At 64.5% G+C, this 19,946-nt stretch carries 22 protein-coding genes; 8 read left to right on the plus strand and 14 right to left on the minus strand.

Annotation, left to right across the window (positions count from 1 at the left end; genetic code table 11):
* The first annotated feature begins 78 nt into the window (after nucleotides 1–78).
* Nucleotides 79–309, plus strand: a complete 231-nt coding sequence (locus tag CH305_RS26820) for a hypothetical protein (RefSeq protein WP_141215767.1) — start codon at nucleotides 79–81, stop codon at nucleotides 307–309.
* A gap of 101 nt (nucleotides 310–410) precedes the next feature.
* Complete coding sequence (locus CH305_RS26825) at nucleotides 411–1,124, plus strand: CDP-alcohol phosphatidyltransferase family protein (protein ID WP_052077881.1); 714 nt, start codon at nucleotides 411–413, stop codon at nucleotides 1,122–1,124.
* On the opposite strand, the gene CH305_RS26830 is transcribed toward CH305_RS26825, so the two are convergent.
* Together CH305_RS26830 and CH305_RS26835 are read right to left on the minus strand one after the other, a co-directional pair.
* Nucleotides 1,072–1,908 (minus strand): YihY/virulence factor BrkB family protein, encoded by an 837-nt coding sequence (locus tag CH305_RS26830; RefSeq protein WP_094705621.1) that lies wholly within the window; start codon nucleotides 1,906–1,908, stop codon nucleotides 1,072–1,074. The genes CH305_RS26825 and CH305_RS26830 overlap by 53 nt on opposite strands.
* A 34-nt stretch (nucleotides 1,909–1,942) precedes the next feature.
* On the minus strand, nucleotides 1,943–2,335 hold the full coding sequence (locus tag CH305_RS26835) for an OsmC family protein (RefSeq protein WP_032404748.1): 393 nt from the start codon (nucleotides 2,333–2,335) through the stop codon (nucleotides 1,943–1,945).
* 211 nt (nucleotides 2,336–2,546) lie between these two features.
* Here CH305_RS26835 and CH305_RS26840 point away from each other — a divergent pair, with 211 nt between their 5' ends.
* Entirely contained in the window at nucleotides 2,547–3,500 is a 954-nt protein-coding gene (locus tag CH305_RS26840; protein WP_032405049.1) for a hypothetical protein, read from the plus strand.
* A gap of 61 nt (nucleotides 3,501–3,561) precedes the next feature.
* On the opposite strand, the gene CH305_RS26845 is transcribed toward CH305_RS26840, so the two are convergent.
* Nucleotides 3,562–4,743, minus strand: a complete 1,182-nt coding sequence (locus tag CH305_RS26845) for a zinc-dependent alcohol dehydrogenase (RefSeq protein ID WP_037149609.1) — start codon at nucleotides 4,741–4,743, stop codon at nucleotides 3,562–3,564.
* A 125-nt stretch (nucleotides 4,744–4,868) separates the two neighbouring features.
* Here CH305_RS26845 and CH305_RS26850 point away from each other — a divergent pair, with 125 nt between their 5' ends.
* Nucleotides 4,869–5,876 (plus strand): iron-containing redox enzyme family protein, encoded by a 1,008-nt coding sequence (locus CH305_RS26850; RefSeq protein WP_179278416.1) that lies wholly within the window; start codon nucleotides 4,869–4,871, stop codon nucleotides 5,874–5,876.
* Here the strand turns inward: CH305_RS26850 and CH305_RS26855 are convergent.
* Nucleotides 5,831–6,121, minus strand: a complete 291-nt coding sequence (locus CH305_RS26855; RefSeq protein WP_037149612.1) for a CDGSH iron-sulfur domain-containing protein — start codon at nucleotides 6,119–6,121, stop codon at nucleotides 5,831–5,833. The genes CH305_RS26850 and CH305_RS26855 overlap by 46 nt on opposite strands.
* Nucleotides 6,105–6,791, minus strand: coding sequence for a HemK2/MTQ2 family protein methyltransferase (locus tag CH305_RS26860; RefSeq protein ID WP_032404745.1), 687 nt, complete (start codon nucleotides 6,789–6,791; stop codon nucleotides 6,105–6,107). The genes CH305_RS26855 and CH305_RS26860 overlap by 17 nt, the downstream gene beginning before the upstream one ends.
* A gap of 160 nt (nucleotides 6,792–6,951) precedes the next feature.
* Here CH305_RS26860 and CH305_RS26865 point away from each other — a divergent pair, with 160 nt between their 5' ends.
* Both CH305_RS26865 and CH305_RS26870 read left to right on the plus strand, forming a co-directional pair.
* Nucleotides 6,952–7,458 carry a hypothetical protein gene (locus CH305_RS26865; protein WP_094705623.1) on the plus strand — a complete coding sequence of 169 codons (507 nt, stop codon included), beginning with the start codon at nucleotides 6,952–6,954 and terminating at the stop codon, nucleotides 7,456–7,458.
* Nucleotides 7,455–8,684: an NAD(P)/FAD-dependent oxidoreductase gene (locus CH305_RS26870; protein ID WP_094705625.1), complete on the plus strand. Its 1,230-nt coding sequence runs from the start codon at nucleotides 7,455–7,457 to the stop codon at nucleotides 8,682–8,684. The genes CH305_RS26865 and CH305_RS26870 overlap by 4 nt, the downstream gene beginning before the upstream one ends.
* Before the next feature lie 16 nt (nucleotides 8,685–8,700).
* On the opposite strand, the gene glsA is transcribed toward CH305_RS26870, so the two are convergent.
* Nucleotides 8,701–9,906, minus strand: a complete 1,206-nt coding sequence (gene glsA / locus CH305_RS26875; protein WP_037149624.1) for a glutaminase A — start codon at nucleotides 9,904–9,906, stop codon at nucleotides 8,701–8,703.
* A gap of 46 nt (nucleotides 9,907–9,952) precedes the next feature.
* Nucleotides 9,953–10,087: a hypothetical protein gene (locus CH305_RS29585; RefSeq protein ID WP_256984003.1), complete on the minus strand. Its 135-nt coding sequence runs from the start codon at nucleotides 10,085–10,087 to the stop codon at nucleotides 9,953–9,955.
* 217 nt (nucleotides 10,088–10,304) lie between these two features.
* Here CH305_RS29585 and CH305_RS26885 point away from each other — a divergent pair, with 217 nt between their 5' ends.
* Nucleotides 10,305–12,494 (plus strand): molybdopterin cofactor-binding domain-containing protein, encoded by a 2,190-nt coding sequence (locus tag CH305_RS26885; protein WP_094705641.1) that lies wholly within the window; start codon nucleotides 10,305–10,307, stop codon nucleotides 12,492–12,494.
* A gap of 6 nt (nucleotides 12,495–12,500) precedes the next feature.
* Nucleotides 12,501–12,965: a (2Fe-2S)-binding protein gene (locus tag CH305_RS26890; protein ID WP_032404741.1), complete on the plus strand. Its 465-nt coding sequence runs from the start codon at nucleotides 12,501–12,503 to the stop codon at nucleotides 12,963–12,965.
* Nucleotides 12,966–13,038: 73 nt separating this feature from the next.
* Here CH305_RS26890 and katG read toward each other — a convergent pair whose 3' ends face one another.
* From katG to CH305_RS26925, 7 genes are all read right to left on the minus strand, one after another.
* The gene (katG, locus tag CH305_RS26895) at nucleotides 13,039–15,270 is read right to left on the minus strand and encodes a catalase/peroxidase HPI (RefSeq protein ID WP_094705629.1); all 2,232 of its coding nucleotides are present in this window, start codon (nucleotides 15,268–15,270) and stop codon (nucleotides 13,039–13,041) included.
* 42 nt (nucleotides 15,271–15,312) lie between these two features.
* Entirely contained in the window at nucleotides 15,313–15,792 is a 480-nt protein-coding gene (locus CH305_RS26900; RefSeq protein ID WP_032378010.1) for a Fur family transcriptional regulator, read from the minus strand.
* 84 nt (nucleotides 15,793–15,876) lie between these two features.
* Nucleotides 15,877–16,146, minus strand: coding sequence for a metal-sensitive transcriptional regulator (locus CH305_RS26905; RefSeq protein WP_032405046.1), 270 nt, complete (start codon nucleotides 16,144–16,146; stop codon nucleotides 15,877–15,879).
* Nucleotides 16,147–16,198: 52 nt separating this feature from the next.
* Nucleotides 16,199–16,618 carry a DUF302 domain-containing protein gene (locus tag CH305_RS26910; RefSeq protein WP_094705631.1) on the minus strand — a complete coding sequence of 140 codons (420 nt, stop codon included), beginning with the start codon at nucleotides 16,616–16,618 and terminating at the stop codon, nucleotides 16,199–16,201.
* 42 nt (nucleotides 16,619–16,660) lie between these two features.
* The gene (locus CH305_RS26915; protein WP_256984004.1) at nucleotides 16,661–18,814 is read right to left on the minus strand and encodes an MMPL family transporter; all 2,154 of its coding nucleotides are present in this window, start codon (nucleotides 18,812–18,814) and stop codon (nucleotides 16,661–16,663) included.
* Nucleotides 18,815–18,978: 164 nt separating this feature from the next.
* A complete protein-coding gene (locus CH305_RS26920; RefSeq protein WP_052058307.1) occupies nucleotides 18,979–19,443 on the minus strand; it encodes a MarR family transcriptional regulator in 465 nt (154 codons plus the stop codon).
* Nucleotides 19,444–19,453: 10 nt separating this feature from the next.
* Nucleotides 19,454–19,946 (minus strand): biotin/lipoyl-containing protein (locus tag CH305_RS26925; RefSeq protein ID WP_143545334.1); only part of this gene is annotated, 493 nt, incomplete at its 5' end.

Genomic DNA, 19,946 nt, shown 5'->3' on the forward strand with positions numbered 1-19,946 from the left:
CGAACGATTCAATGAAGGTCGATGGAAAGTACGAGTCGAGGCTCGTCGGGACGAAGTGAAGAGCAAGGTCGGATGAAGATGAACAGAACGCTGTATTCGATGATCTGCATGATGGCGATCATCGCCTTCGTTGCATTGCTATGGGGCACAGTCGGGTACGTCTATGCCGACACCCACCCGTTGCGCCGCGCGGCGTTTGTCGGTGGCGGGGTGCTGATCTCGGGATGGCTGATCGTGCTCGTCGCCGCGGGCGTCAAGGTTTCTCGGTTGAAGGCCCGCAGACGAGAGAGCAACTCCGACACCGATTGAGAACGCCGGCGACGGGTACTCGGGATGGAAGTCTCGACGTACACCCTCCAGTTCGGATGCTCGTCGGGTCCCTCGTATCGGGTGCCGAGCAAGGATCGTCGATGGTCAGTCAGCGCAGTGTGTCCAGTCAGCGGGATTCCCCGGTTCGTCCGGCGACTCGCGACGAATACCTGTCGACGTGGTCGACGCTGCACAACGGCATCGATCCGTCTTCGTCGGTGTTGGTCAGATGGTGGCTCCGAGTGGTCTACACGCTGAGCGCCCCGCTGGTTCGTGCCTCCGTGTCCGCCCATGCCGTCACCTGCACCGCCGTCGTCGTGGCAGGGGCGGCGGTCGCTCTGTCTCGGCCAGGCACCTCGGCCCCCCTGCTCGCCGCTGTGCTCATTGCTTTCTCGGGCCTGCTCGACAGTATCGACGGCGGCGTCGCGATGATCGGTCGATCCCAATCACAGTGGGGTTATCTCCTCGACACGGTCGCAGATCGCTGCAGCGATCTTTTGCTGCTTGCGAGCGGCTTGGCGCTGGGAGCCCCGATGCCTCTCGTCGTCGCGGTCGGGGTGACGACACTCCTCCACGAGATGGCCCGGGCCCGGGCAGTCGGTGCCGGTATACCCGACGTCGGATTTCTGACGGTATGGGAGCGTCCTTCCCGAGTGATCGCTGCCGCGGTCACGGCCACCGTTGCCGGTGCCGCTCCGGCGAGTGCCGGTACATCGGCGACAATCGGTATTTCCGTGACGTGCACACTGGCCGTTCTCGGCTTCACCCAGTTGATGTTCGGGCTGCATCGCCGGGCAGATCGAACTCCGCGGTGACCAGCCAGCCTGCGAGCGCCAATATGTGGAACACGAACATCCACAGCATGATTGCCACGCCCCCACCGATCGCGGTGAGGCCGCCGAACGGCGCGCCGAGATCCACCGGAATCGCCAGAAACAGAATGAAACCGTGCACGAACCCGGTGACGATGGACGAGGTGACCAACGATCCCACGGCCAACGCCCGCCAACCCACCGCCCGCGGAGCAATCACTCGGTAGGTCCACGCAAGGGGAACCGACAGAATCAGCCACAGACAATTGAACCCGAGGAACACGCGCAGCGTCATAGCACCGATCCCGCCGTCACCGGTCGTTGCCTCGAGCAGCCGCGCAACGCTCAGCACGCCGGCCAGCAGCACCGGCGCTGCGGCGAAGAACGGCACCATCGCCAGTCGACCACGCCAACCGGTGAACGATTCTCGAGTCGGAGCGAACCGCACGATCGCCCGGCGTAGGCCTTCCCCGTAGAACGTCGCGGGAAAGATCGAGATCAGGACCCCGAGCGGACCGAGTTCGATGCCGGCGGTGGCCAATCCGTCGACCGCAGCCCGGGCACCGAGCGCGTCGGGCAGCAATGCCGACACCGCATCGAACCCGGACCGTACCCACTCCGCCGATACCAGCAGAGCTGTGGCGCGAATCGCGAGCAGTAGCAGCGGCACAACGGCGATGACGGCGTAGAACGTGAGTCCACCTGCAATCAGAGTGGTGTCCTCACGGGCGAACCCTGCTCTGATGGCGCCGAGGCTACGAATCGCCCGCGTACGAATTGTCGTCACGGCTGGAAATGTGCCACAGAATGCCGACGCGGCGTCATTCGAGGACTACGTCCACTCCGTCGATCACCTTGAGAAACGGGCAGATCGACGTCGCCTGCGCCAGGATCGCCTCGGGATTGTCCGTGCCCGGCAGCGACACCGCCAGAGAGAACTTTGCGTCGTACCCGGATGCGTCGGAGTCGGTCAGAACGACCTTGCCTTTGACAGCCAGGTCGTCGACACTGCCGCCCACTGTTCCGAGGGCGATGCGCAACGATTCGACCAGGCAACTCGACAGGGCCGCGGCCATCAGTTGCTCGGGGTTGGTGCGTTCCCCGGGACCACCGAGTTGTTGGGGTTCGCGCACACCGAGCGACAGGACGCCGTCGTCGGACGTGACTCCGGTCGCGGTGGCGGAAACGGTTGCTGTGTAGAGCTCGGTGTTCATCGATTACGGATGTCCACTCGGTGCGCGATCGAAACCGGCGTACGTCGCGACCATCCCGCGCATCCGTCCACACGTGTCCCTGTTCACACATCCGCGACTCCTGTTTGACCGAACCTACCCACGGGTAATGACCGGTACAGGGCCGAGCATCACGCTGCGACCCGCAGGCATCGGCCACAGGAAATCGATCACCAACCGAAAGGGGAGCACCATGAGCACATCCACGCTGATCGCCCAGTTGCGCGTCGCGCTGCAGCTGACGAACACGGAAATCCAGATCGCGGAAACTCGCGTCGTTCAGGCGCGCACCGAGGCGGTTCGTCGAGAACTGACCCAGAATGCCGCGAACGGCCGGGATCGCGCCGCAGCCATCGAGGAAGCCCTTCGTGGTCTCGGTGGCTTGCCCGATCTCGTGTCACCGTTCCTGGGACGCACACTCGCTGCCGTCAAGGCAGTCGCCGAACAGGCTCAGCCGTTCGACGAAGCACTGCTGGGCGATCTCGCGCTCGAGCAGCAGCTGCTGGGCCGAGCGAAGTACATCAAGGCACTGGCAACAGCAGCGAACGAGCCGTCCGTGGTTGCACTGGCCACCAGGCTGGCCACCGCTCACACCGCCACGGTCGAGTGGCTCGAGACGGTACTTGCCGAGGACGCTCTCGGCGGACCCGCAGCACTGCGCCGCACCCCGTTCCAGGCCGCCGCAGGTACCGCGGTCAAGATCGTCAACGCACCGGCAACCTGGTCGGCACGAGGCCTCGACCGCGCACTGGATGCAGCTCGCGCCACCCCGGACCGCCTCAGCGCACTGCTGGGCCGCGGTGCACATGCCGGTGACGTCGCAGTCAAGACACTCACCGCGAGCCGCGACGCAGCACTCGAGGCTGCCGAGGACGTGACCCGCAGCGAAGGCGTCGATGCTGTCGCCGACGCGATCCACACTGCTCGCTCGGCCAGTGGAACCCTCGACGCCGACGAGCTGCCGATCGCGGACTACGACGATCTCAACGTCTCGGACGCCGTCGCCGCCATCAAAGACCTCAGCAACCCGACCGACGTTCGCACCGTCGTGACGTACGAAGAGGCACACAAGAACCGCCACGGAGTCGTGTCCGCAGGACAGACGCGCGTGGCAGCAATCGCCAAGGACGTCATCTCAGTCGACTGATCCTTCTGCGAATACCGATGCGGCCCGTGATTTTCCGGGCCGCATCGCTGTATTCGAAGCCCTACGGCTTCAGCAGAACCTTGATGGCACCGTCCTGCTTCTTCTGAAAGATCTCGTACGCGTGCGGGGCATCGTCGAGCGACAACTCGTGCGTTGCGAACGAATCGACGCCGAGAGGATCGTCGTCACCGAGCAACGGCATGATGTCGTCGACCCACTTCTTGATGTTCGCTTGCCCCATTCGCAGCTGAATCTGCTTGTCGAACATGGTCATCAGCGGTAGCGGATCGGCCATACCGCCGTACACGCCGATGATCGAAATGGTTCCGCCGCGGCGAACGATGTCGATGGCCGAGTACAACGCACCCAGCCGATCCACACCGGCTTTCTGCATCATCGGAGCCGCAACGGCGTCCGGGAGCATCCCGACGATCTGCTGCGCCATCTTGCCGACCGGAGATCCGTGCGCTTCCATGCCCACGGCGTCGATGACGGAGTCGGTTCCCCTGCCGTGGGTCATCTCCCGGATCACGTCGCCGACGCCGCCGCTGTGTTCGGCGAGGTTCACCGTTTCGATTCCTCGCGCAGCTGCGCGGGCAAGCCGTTCGGGAACGAGGTCGACCGCGATCACTCGGGCACCCTTGTGCTGCGCGATGCGAGCGGCCATGTCTCCGATGGGCCCGAGACCGAGCACCGTCACCGATCCGCCCTCGGGGATCGCAGCGTATTCGACGGACTGCCACGCGGTGGGCAACACGTCCGACAAGTAGACGAATCGTGAATCCGGCGGTCCCTCGGGAACTTTGATGTGTGTGAACTGCGCCTGCGGGACACGAAGGTACTCGGCCTGTCCGCCGGGCACCTGCCCGTAGAGCTTGGAGAAGCCGAACAATGCTGCGCCCATTCCCTGCTCGCGAACCTGGGTGGTCTCGCACTGGGTGTACAGACTCGAATTGCACATGTAGCAGTGTCCGCAGGAGATCTGGAACGGGATGACGACGCGGTCACCGACTGCCAGATCGCCTGTCTGCGAGCCGACTTCCTCGACGATGCCCATCGGCTCGTGGCCGAGGATGTCGCCTTCGTCCATGAATGCACCGAGCGTTTCGTACAGATGCAGATCCGAGCCGCAGATGTTGGTGGTCGTGATTTTGACGATCGCGTCCGTCGGCTGCTCTATCCGCGGATCGGGAACCGTGTCCACGCTGACTTTTCTCTTGCCCTGCCAGGTGACTGCGCGCATGAGGTCCTTCCGGTGGATTCGACACCGAAGTTCGATGTCGTGCACGACGGATTGCCGGTTGTGACGGCTCACAAACACCTGCGCCGACTGCGATTGATACCGCCCCGCGGTGGGTAGCCTCAGGTATGACCGAGCTTCTGTCCGCCCGCCCGACCGCCGCACGCTCCCCCGTCCTGCCGGTTCCGTGCGGGCCGATTTCGGAAGCCGTCGTACGGTGCTTGACCACAGGTGAGCCGGGAACGGTCGGAATCTTGCCGACACCGACAGACGTCGACTCCACGTCGCGAGACGTACAACTCGCCCTGCTGATCTGCTACGAATTGCACTATCGCGGATTCGACGGTGTCGCCGACGCATGGGAGTGGGACCCCGATCTCCTTCGCCTGCGAGCAACACTCGAATCCGCTTTTCTCGAGTACGTCCGGGCTCACGTCGAACCCGGGCACGATGCAGCCGCAGAGATGGACTCCCTCTCCGTCGAGGCGACCTCGGGAACCGGCCCGTCGTGGTTTCTGCGCGACGAGGGTTCGTGGGAGCAGATGCGCGAGTATTTCGTGCATCGGTCGATCTACCATCTCAAGGAAGCCGATCCGCACGCCTGGGCCATCCCCCGGTTGACCGGTCAGGCCAAAGCCTCTTATGTGGCAGTCGAATTCGACGAGTACGGCGGCGGGAAGGGTGATCGCGTCCACCAGAAACTGTGGGCCGACTCCATGGTGGCCGCCGAGCTCGACGCGTCGTACCTCGGATACGTCGACCGTGTTCCCGCTCAGACTCTGGCGTGGGTGAACCTGATGTCGCTCTTCGGCCTGCACCGAGGACTGCGTGGTGCCACGGTCGGACACCTTGCCGCCACCGAGATCACGTCGTCGCCGGGCTCACGGCGGTACGTACACGGTCTGAAGAGGTTGAAGGCGCCCCAGGCATGCATTGCGTTCTACGCCGAGCACGTCGAAGCGGATGCGGTGCACGAGCAGGTGCTTCGGCACGATGTCGTCGGCAATCTACTCCGCGACGAGCCCGAACTCGAGGCCGATGTGGTGTTCGGAATGCGTGCACTGGATTTCGTGGAGAACGAGCTCGCCGATCACGTGATGTCGCGCTGGTCCGCCGGTCGGTCCTCGCTCGACTGAGCCTGCCGCTTCTTGGCGCGATGGCTGGTGTCGCACAACGGATAGTTCTTGCTCCGTCGGCACGTGCAGACCGCCACGGCGAATCGGTCGGAACACACTCGTGTGCCGTCGTCCAACTCGATCTCGACAGGGCCGTCGATGACGATCGGCCCACCCCTGACGATGCGGACGGTGGTGCGTTTCGTGGTGGACGCCACGGGACCATCGTTGCCCCCGATGGCACTGCCCTCATCGTCGGTCGGCACGAATGACCACCAGATCCTCGATGTCGCGGGATGCTTCGAGCAGTCCGACCTCCTGAAGCCAGGCAGCCCTCTCCGTCATGACCGGGCCGAACGAGATCGATCGACGTGCCGCCACGGACACCGTCATGTCCGCACGGCGCAGCATCGCCTCGGTTCGTGCAGGGTCGGAGTACTCCGACTGCACCACCATCAGGGTCCCGCCGGGAACGAGCAGGTCGTGAGCGGCATCGCACAGCGGATCCAGCACCACTCGGCCGTCGTGGCCGCCGTCCCACGCTCGGTGCGGACCGACACCCTCGGGCACAGCCTCCGAGGGCACGTACGGCGGATTGCACAGAACCACGTCGAACGGCTCGAGCACCGACGCATCCGCGAACGACCCGAGACGGACGTCGACGTCGACATCGAGGGCGGCTGCGTTGCGGCGAGCGCACGCCACCGCGAGCGGCGAGATGTCGAACGCCAGCACTTCGCGTGCGCCCAACGACGCCGCAGCGAGCGCGACGGCACCGCTACCGGTACACATGTCGAGCACACGGGCACCCCGCAGCACCCCGGCCCGCGACGCCATCTCGCAGAGGAGCCATGAATCGTCCTGCGGCTCATAGACTCCAGGATCCGCGTGAACCGCGCGGGTGGATCTGAACGTATCGAATTCCGCCGTCGTCATCGAGGTGTCCTCTCGGAGATCGTCATCGCAAGACGTGCCCTCTCGGGCTGTGTGCCGAGCGTGGACTCCACTCGAAGGTGGCAACTGTATGCCCGATTGCACCGGCCGCAAACAAGCCGCTTGAAACCGCACGAATCGGGTAGTCCGACTACAACCTGCGGTGAAGCAAACGCCGCCGTTCGCCCGTATCGGGCCCACACCGTCTGCGACGGCATCGCTGCCCGCGTCCTTCATCGAGGAGATTCTCTTGTCGGTTCTACCTTCCATCGACCCTGTTCCCGCCGTCGTCGTACCGTCGCTTCGGCAGGTGTTTCCGGCACCGACTGCTGGAGCCGGCATCACCGTCACCGAACTGGGCGGTGCCACCGTCGTTCGCGTCGCCGGAGAATTCGGTCGTCAGGATCTCGGCGTGCTGGCCGAGACACTCGGTGATGCATCGGTCGAAGGTTCTCGGTTGGTGCTCGATCTGACCGCGGTCGACGCAGTGCCGGCAGGCACGGCGGCAATTCTCGATGCCACGTCGATGCACCTGAGCCGGTGGGGCACTCGACTGGCTGTGGTCGGATCGATCGAGTCGACCCGGGCGCTGGCCGCAAACGCACGCGGCCGCACCGCATTTCACACCACTCTCGATGCTGCACTCGCATACAGAGAGATGTCGGCTTGACCTCGGCCGGCGTCGACGGCCGCCACGACGTTCTCGTTCTCGGCGGCGGCAACGCAGGCGTCAGCGCGGCCGCACGCGCACTTCGTCTCGGCATCAGCGATGTAGCGGTCATCGAACCCCAGTCCGTGCACACCTATCAGCCGTTGCTGTCGTATGTCGGGGGCGGCCAAGCCCGACTCCGCGATGCCGAACGAACCCAACGCTCGGTGATGCCGAAGGGCAGCACCTGGATCCAGGACACGGTAGCCCTCGTCGACCCACACGAGAAGGTGGTCACGACCGCGTCGGGTCGGCGATACGGGTATCGCGACCTGATCATCGGGACCGGCCTGGTACCCGACCACGAGGCTCTGCCCGGAATCACCGCGGCCGCCGACTCGGACGCGGTGACGAGCAACTATCTGGGTCGAGCAGAGAAGACCTGGCAACTGATCTCCCACTTCCCGTCACCCGAGATCGGCGACTCCTCCGAGCGCGGCACTGCAGTGTTCACGGTGCCGCGGCCACCCGTGGGCTGCACCGGCACCACGCTCAAACCACTGTTCCTGGCCGCCGCCCACTGGCGGGCGACCGGGCAGCTCGCCGACATCGACATCACCCTGGTGATCGACCGCGAAGGTCTACTCGATGTGCCTCGGCTCGATTCGGTGTTGCTCGATCATCTCCGCGATCTCGGCGTCCGGATATTGCACCGCACAGCAGTGACCGCCCTTTCCCCTGCAACTCGGCAGATCAGCGTCACCGATCACCATGGCGCACAGCAGATCATCGACTACCGGATGCTGCACCTGGTGCCCCCGTTTCGCGGACAGCCATGGGTCGAGTCGTCGAAACTGACCGGAGACGGACAGCACGGTCTCGTCGACATCGACCCCCGCACACTGCGACACCGCGAACACAGCGAGATCTGGGCCGCCGGTGACGGTGCCGGAATCGACACCGATTCGTCCGGTGGTGGGCTGAGAAAGCAGATAACCGTTCTGATCGACAACCTGCTCGCCGCCAGAGCCGGACGAGAAATGTCCTCGTACGACGGATACACCGTGGCACCGGTGACGATCGACGCCCACCGTCTCGTTGCGGCCGAATTCGACCGAACCGGGGCACTCACGCCATCGCTACCGTCGTTTCTGGATCCGCTGAAAGCGCGACGATCGGCCTGGCTGTTCGACCGCTACGGCCTGCCACTGAGCTACTGGAACATGATTCTCCGCGGACGGCTCTGACGGCACCGCCCAACGATCAGTCGAGTTCGAGTACTGCCATCAGTCCGTGCGGATCATCGATGTCGACGTCGTGGCCGTCTTCGCGCAGACCGGCGGCTGCGTCCTCGAGAAGCCGACGCGCCACGTCGTCCATCGCGCGAACATGGTTCAGATCGAGGGTGATTCGGTGATGGGCGTCGATGCCCTCGGTCAAGGTGGCCAGTACCGACTCGGCTCCGGCGAAACGTAGGTCACCTTGCAGGTGCACGATCGTGGCGTCCTCACCCGTCACCTCACGAATGGCCGACGTACCACTCGGTGCCACATGCATCATGTGCAATTCGAGATCCCGTGAAAGGCGCTCGAACACGGCGACTCCCCGCACGCTGTTTCCGTGTTCGTTCAACTTGGGCGACAGCACAGCCAACCCGACCTGCCCGGGCAGCACACCGACGATCGCACCGGCCACCCCACTCTTGGCCGGAATACCCACTGCCGCAACCCAACTCCCCGATCCGTCGTACATCCCGCAGGTGGACATCACCGACAGCACGTGACGATTGACCGCACCGTCGATCAACCGTTCGTCGGTGATGGGATCGACTCCCCCGTTGGCCATCACCGACGCAATGGTGGCCAGATCCACACAGTTGACGTCCACCGAACATTGACGGGCGTAGCCGTCGACCACCTCGGCCGGATCGGCTGCGAGAATTCCGACGGATTTCAGAAGGTAGGCGATCGCGGTGTTGCGGTCGTCCGATTCGATCTCGGCTTCGTAGACCGACGTGTTGGTGCTCAATTGCCTTCCGGCGCACCGGCTGTGCAAGTCCCTGATGCGATCGGCACGCTCCTGCGCCGAGCTCCCCCGAATCATCGAGTGCACAGCGAGTGCTCCTGCATTGATCAGCGGATTGCGCGGTCGACCCGTGGCGCGTTCGAGCGAGATCTCGTTGAACGAATCGCCGGAGGGTTCGACGTCGGTGGCCTCCAGCATTCGTTCGAGTCCGTTGTCCTCGACGGCCAACGCATACGCCAGGGCCTTGGAGATGGACTGGATGGAGAATTCGGTATCGCAATCACCTGCGGCATAGACCGATCCACCGACGGTCGCAAGGGCCACCGCGAAGGTCTCGGGGTCTGCTCGCTCGAGTTCGGCGTTACCCTCCGCGATTGCCCCGCCGTCGAGGTGTCGGCAATCGTCGAGGACGGATTCGAGGTAGCGGGTGATCGGTGACTGCATACCGTCACGCTAACTCGGCGCAGAGGTCACTTCCGCATTGCGCGATTCAGCGGTCGCGCTCGGAGTTCGTCGTCGACGCGCTCTGAAACATTTCCAGGAAGGATCCGAAGCCCTGGCCACTCGTCGCAGTGTTGTCACGTGTGTCCTGTGCGGGTCCGACCGCCGCGTTGTCTGATTCCATGTCACCGATGCTGCCGTTCGGACATGTCAGCAGATCTGGGGGCAATATCACGATAGGGCAACAAAATATAACGAATCGATAACGGCGACCGAGGTAGCGCCGTCGTGACGAGTGACAAATGGCCGAAGGAATTCTCGGGCTCGCGAACGGCCGAACCTCGCCGTGCGGCGTTGGTCGGATCGGCGACTGTAAAGTCGGGCCCAACCGAAAGGACGATGTGACGCACGCGACACCCGGACGGCGCACCGTATCGCGTCGTTCCTTCTTCACCGCTGTAGTGGCCGGCTCCACGTTGATGCTCGTCACACGCACCAGCGCGTCCGCGGAACCGGTCGGCACCGACGGTGAGCCCGATCAGGTCCTCACCGCGATTCCCGCCGACTCGAATCTGGTGATCCTCGAGGTGCGCGGGGACGGCTCCGTGCACTGCGCGTTGCCCCGTGCCGAGATCGGACAGGGACTGACCACCTCGGTGGCGATGCTGATAGCGGAAGAGCTGGACACGTCTCTCGACAAGACCGTCGTGTCACTCTCACGTGGCCGGCAGGAACTGATCGGAAACCACTACACGGGCGGCTCCAACTCCATCCAGTCTCTCTGGGAGCCCGTTCGATCCATCGCTGCGACGGCACGAGCGCGGCTGCTGCGCGCTGCCGCCGATCGGTGGGGTGCCGATGTCGGCACGCTGAGGATCGTCGACGGTGTCGTCATGGCACCGGACGGACGGGCGGCGCACTTCGGCGAGCTGGCAGCCGCTGCCGCGGCCCCGGAACTGCGCTTCGAGGTGGTGGACCCGAAGTCGGAGGAAGATCTGACGGTCGTCGGCACACCGACCACGCGCCAGGATGCTCGCGCGATCGTCACCGGTCGGCTCACCTACACGCTCGATCTCGACGTGCCCGACGCCATGCCTGTCGTCGTCCGACGCCCACCGACGATCAACGGAACCGTCGCCTCGGTGGACGAGGCGGCGTTGCGGGCGATGCCAGGGGTCATCGATGTTGCCGTCGTGTCCACCGGGGTCGCCATCATGGCGCGCACCTTCGGATACGCGCTCGCGGCGAAGGACGCCGCGGTGGTCACGTGGAATGCCGGAACCATCGACGACGAGTCCACCGATTCCATCCAGGACAGGCTTCGTCGGAGCACCCCGGCGTTCACGGGTCTCGGCGGAGTAGGCAGGCCCGAGCTGCCGGGCGAAACGAAACTGAACGTCGATTTCGACTTCGCTCCCGTTTCGCATGCCGCGATGGAAACCAATTCGGCAGTCGCCGACGTGCGGGCCGATCGCGCGGACATATGGGCATCGATGCAGCTACCCAACTACGCCGGGCAGAAAATTGCTCTGACACTGGGCATTCCGTTGAATCGGGTCACCACCCACGTGATGAACGGGGGCGGCTCGTTCGGCAGGCGGCTCTACTTGGACGGCCCGCTCGAGGCCGCCGTCATCTCCCGAGCAATGGGCAAACCGGTGCGCCTGATGTGGTCGCGGGTGGACGACATGCGGCACGGCCGAGCCCGGCCTGCGGTACACACCAAGTTCGACGCGGTCCTTGCCCGCGGCACGGTGATCTCCTGGGAGCAGCGCGTGGCCGCAGTGTGCACCGATTTCGACGGCGGTTTCGGTGACCTCGTCACCGACGCACTGGCACCGTCCCCGCTGATTTCCCAGACGCTGTTCCACAGCACCCGCGACCCGTACTCGTTCACCGACAGCAGCATCAGGACCCTCGTCGAGGTACCGGTGGAGATGCCCACCGGCAGTTGGCGATCGGTGTTCTCCGGAACGGTACGTACAGCGGCCGAGATCATGGTGGATCGCATCGCCGACGCCCTCGATACCGATCCGCTGGAGCTACGCATCGGGGCGGTGGCGAGCGACCGCCACCGTGATGTACTGAACACGCTGGCCGTGGAGGGCAACTGGGGTGCAGACCTCGGCCCCGGCCGGGCGCAGGGCATCGGGTTCCATGCCGAGTTCGGTTCCAGTGCAGGATATCTCGTCGAGATCGACGCGCAGGACCCGCGAGCGCCCCGCGTGCGAAAAGCCGTCATAGTCGTGGACGTCGGCCGCGTGGTCAACCCCCGCAGTCTCGAGGCCCAGATGATCGGCTGCCTGATGGACGGCATCTCGACCACCCTCAGGGCCGGACTGCACTACGAGCAGGGGCTGCCGCTCGAGGGTAGTTACTCGCAGTTCCACTACGCCCGCCAACGCGATTCACCACCGGATGTGTCAGTGGTGATCATGCCGCCCACCACCGAGAACCCTGGTGGAGCAGGAGAATTGGGAGTGCCCGCTGCGGCCGCCGCAGTGGCCAACGCCTACGCACGAGCCACCGATACCACCCCCACCAGCTTCCCGATCCTGTTCGACGTCGACTTCGATCCGTTCCCGAAATGAGGATCCATGGCTGAACAGAAGTTCGTCGTCAACGGGGTCGCGGTGTCGGTCGACCTACCCGACGACATGCCGTTGCTCTGGGCCCTGCGGGACGAACTCGGTGTCCGCGGCCCCAAGTACGGGTGTGGCATCGGCGTGTGCCATGCCTGCACGAGCCATCTCGACGGGGAGGAGGTACTCCCCTGTGTCACACCGGTCTCCGATGCCGCCGACAAAGAGGTCACGACCATCGAAGGACTCGCGGACGGCGACGTTCTCCATCCGGTGCAGCAGGCGTGGATCGACGAGGACGTCTCCCAGTGCGGTTACTGTCAGCCGGGCCAGATAATGGCTGCCGTCGCACTGCTGAAGCGCATCCCCGACCCGACGGACGAGGACATCGACACCATCGAGAACGTCTGCCGGTGCGGTACCTATCCCCGAATTCGACGGGCCATCAAGGCGGCCGCGAAAGCGATGTCGCAGCGCTGATCGAAAAGGTTTCTGCCACAGCACAACACCCCGCGAACCACAGGTTCGCGGGGTGCTGTGTGAACTACCCGATTCAGCTCAGTTCGAAGCGATCGAGCATCATGACCTTGTCCCAGGCCGCGACGAAGTCCCGGACGAACTTCTCCTTGGCGTCGTCGCAGGCGTACACCTCTGCGAGAGCGCGCAATTCGGAGTTCGAGCCGAAGACCAGATCGTTGCGAGTTCCGGTCCACTTCTTCTCACCGGTCGCGGCATCCTTGGCCTCGTAGATGCCGTCCTCGGCGGTGGGAACCCACTCGGTGCCCATGTCGAGGAGGTTGACGAAGAAGTCGTTGGTGAGCGTGCCGACCTTGTCGGTCAGGACGCCGTGTGTCGACTGCTTGTAGTTCGCGCCGAGCACGCGCAGACCACCGACGAGCACGGTCATCTCGGGTGCACTGAGCGACAGCAGGTTTGCGCGATCGACCAGGTTGAACTCGGCCGGCAGCTTCTGACCCTTGCCCAGGAAGTTACGGAAACCGTCGACCTTGGGCTCCAGATCGGAGAACGAGTCGACGTCCGTCTTCTCCTGCGTGGCATCCATGCGGCCCGGAGTGAAGGGAACCGTGATGTCGACGCCTGCGTTCTTGGCGGCCTGCTCGACGGCTGCGACGCCACCGAGCACCACGAGGTCTGCGAAGGACACCGTTCCGGAGAACGACTGCTGGATTCCTTCGAGGACGCGGATGACCTGCGCGAGCTCGTCGGGCTCGTTGACCTCCCAGCCGGCCTGCGGCTGCAGACGCAGACGGCCACCGTTGGCACCGCCGCGCTTGTCACTGACGCGGAACGACGACGCCGCCGCCCATGCAGCCGAGATCAGCTGCTCCTGAGTCAGTTCGGATCCGAGGATGGCCTGCTTCAGTTCGGCGATCTGTGCGTCACCGATCAGCTCGTGGTCGACGGCCGGGATCGGGTCCTGCCAGAGCAGGGGCTCCGCGGGAACCTCGGGGCCGAGGTAACGCGAGACCGGGCCCATGTCGCGGTGGGTGAGCTTGAACCATGCCTTCTGGAATTCCTCTGCGAGCTCCTCGGGATGGTCGAGCCACCGCCGGGTGATCTGCTCGTAGATCGGGTCGACGCGCATCGCGATGTCGGAGGTGAGCATCGACGGGTGGCGACGCTTGGAGGGATCGGCGGGGTCGGGAACGAGATCCGCACCCTCGCCGTTCTTCGGGCGCCACTGGTGTGCACCGGCCGGGCTCTTGTAGAGCTCCCACTCGAACCCGTACAAGGTCTCGAGGAACGAGTTGTCCCACTGGGTGGGCGTGGGGGTCCAGATGACCTCGAGGCCACTGGTGATCGCGTCCGCGCCGACACCACTCTGGTAGCTGTTCTTCCAGCCGAGGCCCACCTGCTCGATGGGGGCACCCTCGGGCTCGGCGCCGATGTGCTCGTCGGGGTCCGCTGCGCCGTGTGTCTTACCGAACGTGTGTCCGCCGACGGCGAGTGCCGCGGTCTCGATGTCGTTCATGGCCATCCGGCCGAAGGTCTCGCGAATGTCCAGTGCGGACTGCACCGGATCCGGGTTGCCGTTGGGGCCTTCCGGGTTGACGTAGATCAGGCCCATCTGCACTGCGGCAAGCGGGTTTTCGAGGCTCGTGCGATCACCGTCGTAGCGCTCGTCGCCCAACCAGGTCTGCTCGGGGCCCCAGTAGACGTCCTCGTCCGGCTCCCAGGCGTCGACGCGTCCGCCGGCGAAGCCGTAGGTCGGCAGACCCATGGATTCGATGGCAACGTTGCCGGTGAGCACGATCAGGTCGGCCCAGGACAGCTTGCGGCCGTACTTCTGCTTGACCGGCCAGATGAGGCGCCGGGCCTTGTCCAGGCTTGCGTTGTCTGGCCAGCTGTTCAGCGGCGCGAAGCGCTGCATGCCGGCTCCGGCACCGCCGCGTCCGTCCTGCTTGCGGTACGTGCCCGCTGCATGCCATGCCATGCGAATGAAGAAGGGGCCGTAATGACCGAAGTCGGCAGGCCACCACGGCTGCGAATTCGTCATCAGGGCCTCGATGTCACGCTTGACCTCGGCGAGATCGAGAGAGTTGAACTCGGCTGCGTAGTCGTAGTCGGGCCCCATGGGGTCGCCGACTGCCGGGTTCTTCTTGAGGATCTTCAGATTCAGCGACTTCGGCCACCACTCACGATTGCTTCCGCCTTCGACGGGCCTCGGCATCGAGTCGTGCATGACCGGACACTTGCCACCGCCACCTTCCTGCGGCTGATCCTCGTTCATCTCTTTTTCGCGTGTTACGTGATCTTCAGACACGTGCTTCCTTCCAAGGTATGACGATCGGGCTGTGATCGGTGGTCACGAACTCTGCTGTGTTCGAGACCGGGGAGGGAACTGAACGGGAACCGACGGCTGCTCACGAGCTGCCGAACACTGTGCGCAGAGGCCCCAGTAGATGACCTCTGCCTCGTCGATAGTGAAACCGACGGAGTCCGATGCCGTGAGACACGGCGTCTCGCCTACTGCGCAATCCACATCGGCGATGACGCCGCACGAGCGGCATACGGCGTGATGGTGATTGTCGCCGACGCGCGATTCGTACCGCGCGGGCGAACCCGCCGGCTCGATCCGCCGAACCAGGCGCGCAACCGTCAATGCATTGAGGACGTCGTAGACCGTCTGCCGCGACACCTCGGGCAGCATGGATCGCACGAGCCCGAGAATGGTGTCGGTGTCTGCGTGCGGGTTGGTTTCGACGACCTCGAGTACCGCGACCCGGGGACGGGTCACGCGCATATCGGCAGTGCGCAACTGCTCCGCATGCGGCGAAATTGGCATCACGCGGCCAGTATCCTCCGGCTTTCTGGACCAAGTCAAGTATTCGGCCGAATCTGCCGGCCTGAACCCCAAGTGTTCACCTCGTCAGGCCAACGCCAGAAACAGCTTTTCGAGTTCCGCCTCGGACATCGGCTCCTTACCGTCTGCACCCTCACCCGTCATGCACTCACGCAGACCTGTCGCCACGATCTTGAATCCAGCTTTGTCCAGCGCACGCGAGACAGCAGCGAGCTGGGTGACGACGTCCTTGCAATCGCGACCGTTCTCGATCATCCCGATGACGCCGGCAAGCTGACCGTGTGCGCGCTTGAGTCGGTTGAGTACCAGTGCAATGCTGTCTTCGTCGCCGATCATGTCGATCCCCTCGATGGTGGTGGTGTCGAACTCGATGGTACCCCCGGGGGCATCAGGCAGGGTTGGATCCACGGCCGCCGAGAGCAGCGATGGCCGCCTCCAGTCTGGTTGTCGCTTCCGCGGCGACCGAGGCCAATTCCGGCTCACCGGTGACCTCGACCATGATGGCCGGGTTCATCGCCTCGACGATCACCGATCCCGGTGCCGACGTGTCGTCACGCACGATCACGTTGCACGGCAGCAGCAACCCGATCTGCTTCATGACACCGACCGCACGGTGCGCCAGCCCGGGGTTGCATGCACCGAGAATCATGTAGCGCTCCATGTCCTCGCCGAGCTTCGCTTTGAGAGTCGCCTGCATATCGATCTCGGTGAGGACTCCGAAACCCTGTTCCGACAGCGCCTTTTTCGTGCTGTCGATCGCGGTGTCGAAATCGGTGTCGGTCAGCGTGGTGGACAGTGCGATGTTCATGGTGTCTCCTCGAAAGCTTGTTGTTCGGTGGGAGCTGTTGATTCAGTGAGAAAAGCGGATGGAGGGCAACACGGCACGCAGCCATGCCGGCGACCACCACGCGCCGTGTCCGGTCAGCCGTAGCAGTACCGGAAGCAGCACGAGTCGAACCAGGAACGCGTCGAGCAGTACCGCAACGCCGAGGATGATGCCCATCTCCTTCGGAGGCAGCGGATCCGACAGTGCGAATGTGAAGAACACTGCCACCATCACCGCTGCGGCGGCAAAGATGACTCGTCCCGAGTGAGCCAAGCCGTCGACCTGGGCCACCTTGGAATCACCTGTGCGCTCGTAATGCTCCTTGGCGGTGGCCAGCAGAAAAACGGTGTAGTCCATGGCGATGGCGAAGATCATCGCGAAGAAGAACACCGGACCCCAGCCGTCCAGGAATCCTTGCGGGGTGAAACCGAGCAGTGATGCGCCGTGGCCGTCCTGGAAGATCAACTTGGCAACGCCGAAGGCTGCGGCAGTGGACAGCAGGCTCACCAGCGTGCCGAGCAGCGCGATCAGCGGGGCCTGCAGCGCCACCAGAAGTAGCACGAATCCGAGGACCAGGATGATCCCGACGACGATCGGCAGGTAATCGTTCAAGGCCTGCTGCAAGTCGAGGTTCTCCGCGGGCGCTCCTCCGACGAGCGCGGAGTCGGGCAGAGCGGCGCGCAGATCGTCGAGAATCGAGCCCATCGCCTCGTCGGACGGATCCACCGACGGAATTGCCTGCAGCAGTGCAAATCCCGATCCATCGGTCGCACCCTGCGGCGGAGTCACCATCGAGATCCCCTCGACTCGAGCTGCCGCCTCAGCGGTGCCGACAGCATCCGCTTCGGGCACGACGATCTGCAGCGAACCCGGTGCACCCGGGCCGAACTGGGCTTGGACGAGTTCGTATCCCTGCCGCACCGGTGCATCCTCGGGCACCACGGCGATGGACGGCATCGCCACCTTCAAGCCGAGCACCGGGAGTGCCAGGGCGATCAGAATTCCTACGGAGACAGCGGCGAACGGCCACGGGTGCTTGTGCAACAACTCACCCCATGCTGCGAACTTCGGGGATCGATGCTCCTGACGCTTGGCGTACGGCAACGATGCGGCGTTGACCTTGGGTCCGAGCGCCCCCAATGCCGCAGGCAGCAGTGTCATGGTCGCCAGCAACACGAAGGCGACGGCCAGCATGATCCCGACAGCCATGGTGCGCACCGCAGGCGCGGGGACCAGTAGTACTGCGGACAGACTCACCAACACTGTCAGACCGGACAACACGACGGCTTTGCCCGCGGTGTCCATGGTTTCGGCCACTGCCGCCCGAGGGTCGGCGTTTCGCAACGCATCGCGGAATCGAGCGACGATGAACAGCGCGTAGTCGATTCCGAGAGCAAGGGCGAACATCATCGCGAAGTTCATGGCCCACACCGAGATCGGCGTGACACCGTTGAGCAGAACGAGACCACCGGCGGATGCGACGAGCCCGGCGACCGTGAGCAGCAGCGGCAATCCCGCGGCGACGAGTGATCCGAAGGCAAGCACCATGATCGCCAATGTGACCGGCCACGAGAACAGTTCGGCTTGGATCATCGCATCGTGGTTCGCCTTGTTGAAGTCCGACCACAGTGCCGACGAGCCGGTGGGATACACCTCGATTCCGTCGCCCGAGAGCCCGGTCAACCGCTCCTTCACATCGTCGACGGCTTTGACCATCTCGTCGGTCGTTCCGTTCGCACCGGCGATGACGATGCCGGTGCGGCCGTCCGGGCTGATCGTCATACCCGGTTGCGGCGCAACAACGTCCCCGAATCTGGAGTCACCGGCGAACACGTCGGACACGTCGGCAATCACATCCTGGACGGCGGGATCGGTGACGGGTGCCGCGTCGGAGTGGACGACCACCTGCACCGCCGCAGAGGAGTTGCCGCCGAAATGCTGCTGGGCCAGCTCTCGAACCTGAACGGATTCGGATCCGTTCGCCTGCCATCCCGCCCCGGCGAGAGACGAGAACACCGACGGCGCAAACGAACCGAGGCCGATCAACGCGATGAGCCACACGCCGAACACCCAACGGCGATGGGTCACCATCGAAGCACCCGCACGGCCGAGTAGGCCTGGCCTGCTCGCGGGCAGGTCATCAGGTGGACGAAGAGTTTCGGCATCGCGCAGCGACATGGTTCTCCTATACGGGTGGGGGTATCGATCGGGGCAGAGGAAACCCCGAGCAATCGAACGTGCCCACCATCGCATATACCCAAGGGGGTATGCAAGTACCCCTGGGGGTATCACCCCAGGGGTACTCGAATCACACCATGCGCGCCGTTGCAGTCAGCCGCCGATCAGTGCCGACCGTTCCACTGCTTCTCTATCCCCCGCAGAACCTCGAGCGTCTGGGCAGAGTCCGCATCGACCGCCATCCGCGACCGGGCGCGCTCGAGCGCACGCTCGGCGCGCGTCACCGCACGGTGGCCCGAGTCGGTGGCCTCGACCAAGTACTGCTGCCGATTCCGCGGATTGACGCTTCGCACCAGCAGCCCCGCGTCCACCAGGCTCGCGGTGGTCGCGGTGATACTTGTTCTGTGCCGCACCAGCTCTCGCGACAATGTGCTGTACGACGTCGGCCCTCGCCTGCACACCAGTTCCAGCACCTCGTACCTCGCCCAGCTCAGCCCCTGTGCGTCCAGTGCCTCCGCCAGACGAACCCGCGCGGCCGACGCCATGCGCAGCACCGTCGACACGATTTCGAGCTCGGTCGAATGCGCCGGAGAGGTATCACCGTCGAACGATTCAGCGAGGGCAGTCATCGGATACTCCCTACTTGATTTCTGTGAGGACGGTGCCTTGGGTGATGGCGTCGCCTGCGGTGACGCTCAGGCCGGTGATGGTGCCGCCTTTGTGGGCGGTGACGGGGTTTTCCATTTTCATCGCTTCCAGGACGGCGATGAGGTCCCCTGCTTCGACGGTGTGGCCTTCGGTGACGGCGACCTTGACGACGGTGCCCTGCATCGGTGCGGTGACGGAGTCACCGGACGCGGCTCCTGCTCCGGCACCGCCGCGGGTACGGGCTTTCGGTTTGCGGCGTACTGCTCCGGCAGGCCCGTTGTTGCCGCCGAGGGACAGTTCCCCGGGCAACGAGACCTCGACGCGGCGGCCGCCGACCTCGACGACGACGGACTGCCGCGGCAGGACCTCGTCCTCGTCGATCGGTTGCCCGGCGGTGAACGGGGGAACCTGGTTGTCCCATTCGGTTTCGATCCACCGGGTGTGCACCGAGAACGAGTCCCCGTCGCCGATGAACGCCGGATCG

This window comes from Rhodococcus sp. 15-649-2-2 (genome assembly GCF_002258645.1).
Taxonomy (GTDB): Bacteria; Actinomycetota; Actinomycetes; order Mycobacteriales; family Mycobacteriaceae; genus Rhodococcoides.

Coding starts and splice junctions, on each gene's coding strand:
- CH305_RS26910 (WP_094705631.1), bottom strand. CDS start 16,618: ATGAACATCGCACTGTCCACCACGCTGACCGACACCGATTTCGACACC.
- CH305_RS26920 (WP_052058307.1), bottom strand. CDS start 19,443: ATGACTGCCCTCGCTGAATCGTTCGACGGTGATACCTCTCCGGCGCAT.
- CH305_RS26840 (WP_032405049.1), top strand. CDS start 2,547: ATGAGCACATCCACGCTGATCGCCCAGTTGCGCGTCGCGCTGCAGCTG.
- CH305_RS26850 (WP_179278416.1), top strand. CDS start 4,869: ATGACCGAGCTTCTGTCCGCCCGCCCGACCGCCGCACGCTCCCCCGTC.
- glsA (WP_037149624.1), bottom strand. CDS start 9,906: ATGCAGTCACCGATCACCCGCTACCTCGAATCCGTCCTCGACGATTGC.
- CH305_RS26820 (WP_141215767.1), top strand. CDS start 79: ATGAACAGAACGCTGTATTCGATGATCTGCATGATGGCGATCATCGCC.
- CH305_RS26835 (WP_032404748.1), bottom strand. CDS start 2,335: ATGAACACCGAGCTCTACACAGCAACCGTTTCCGCCACCGCGACCGGA.
- CH305_RS26915 (WP_256984004.1), bottom strand. CDS start 18,814: ATGTCGCTGCGCGATGCCGAAACTCTTCGTCCACCTGATGACCTGCCC.
- CH305_RS26825 (WP_052077881.1), top strand. CDS start 411: ATGGTCAGTCAGCGCAGTGTGTCCAGTCAGCGGGATTCCCCGGTTCGT.
- CH305_RS26890 (WP_032404741.1), top strand. CDS start 12,501: ATGGCTGAACAGAAGTTCGTCGTCAACGGGGTCGCGGTGTCGGTCGAC.
- CH305_RS26905 (WP_032405046.1), bottom strand. CDS start 16,146: ATGATCGGCGACGAAGACAGCATTGCACTGGTACTCAACCGACTCAAG.
- CH305_RS26900 (WP_032378010.1), bottom strand. CDS start 15,792: ATGCCAATTTCGCCGCATGCGGAGCAGTTGCGCACTGCCGATATGCGC.
- CH305_RS26845 (WP_037149609.1), bottom strand. CDS start 4,743: ATGCGCGCAGTCACCTGGCAGGGCAAGAGAAAAGTCAGCGTGGACACG.
- CH305_RS26860 (WP_032404745.1), bottom strand. CDS start 6,791: ATGACGACGGCGGAATTCGATACGTTCAGATCCACCCGCGCGGTTCAC.
- CH305_RS29585 (WP_256984003.1), bottom strand. CDS start 10,087: ATGGAATCAGACAACGCGGCGGTCGGACCCGCACAGGACACACGTGAC.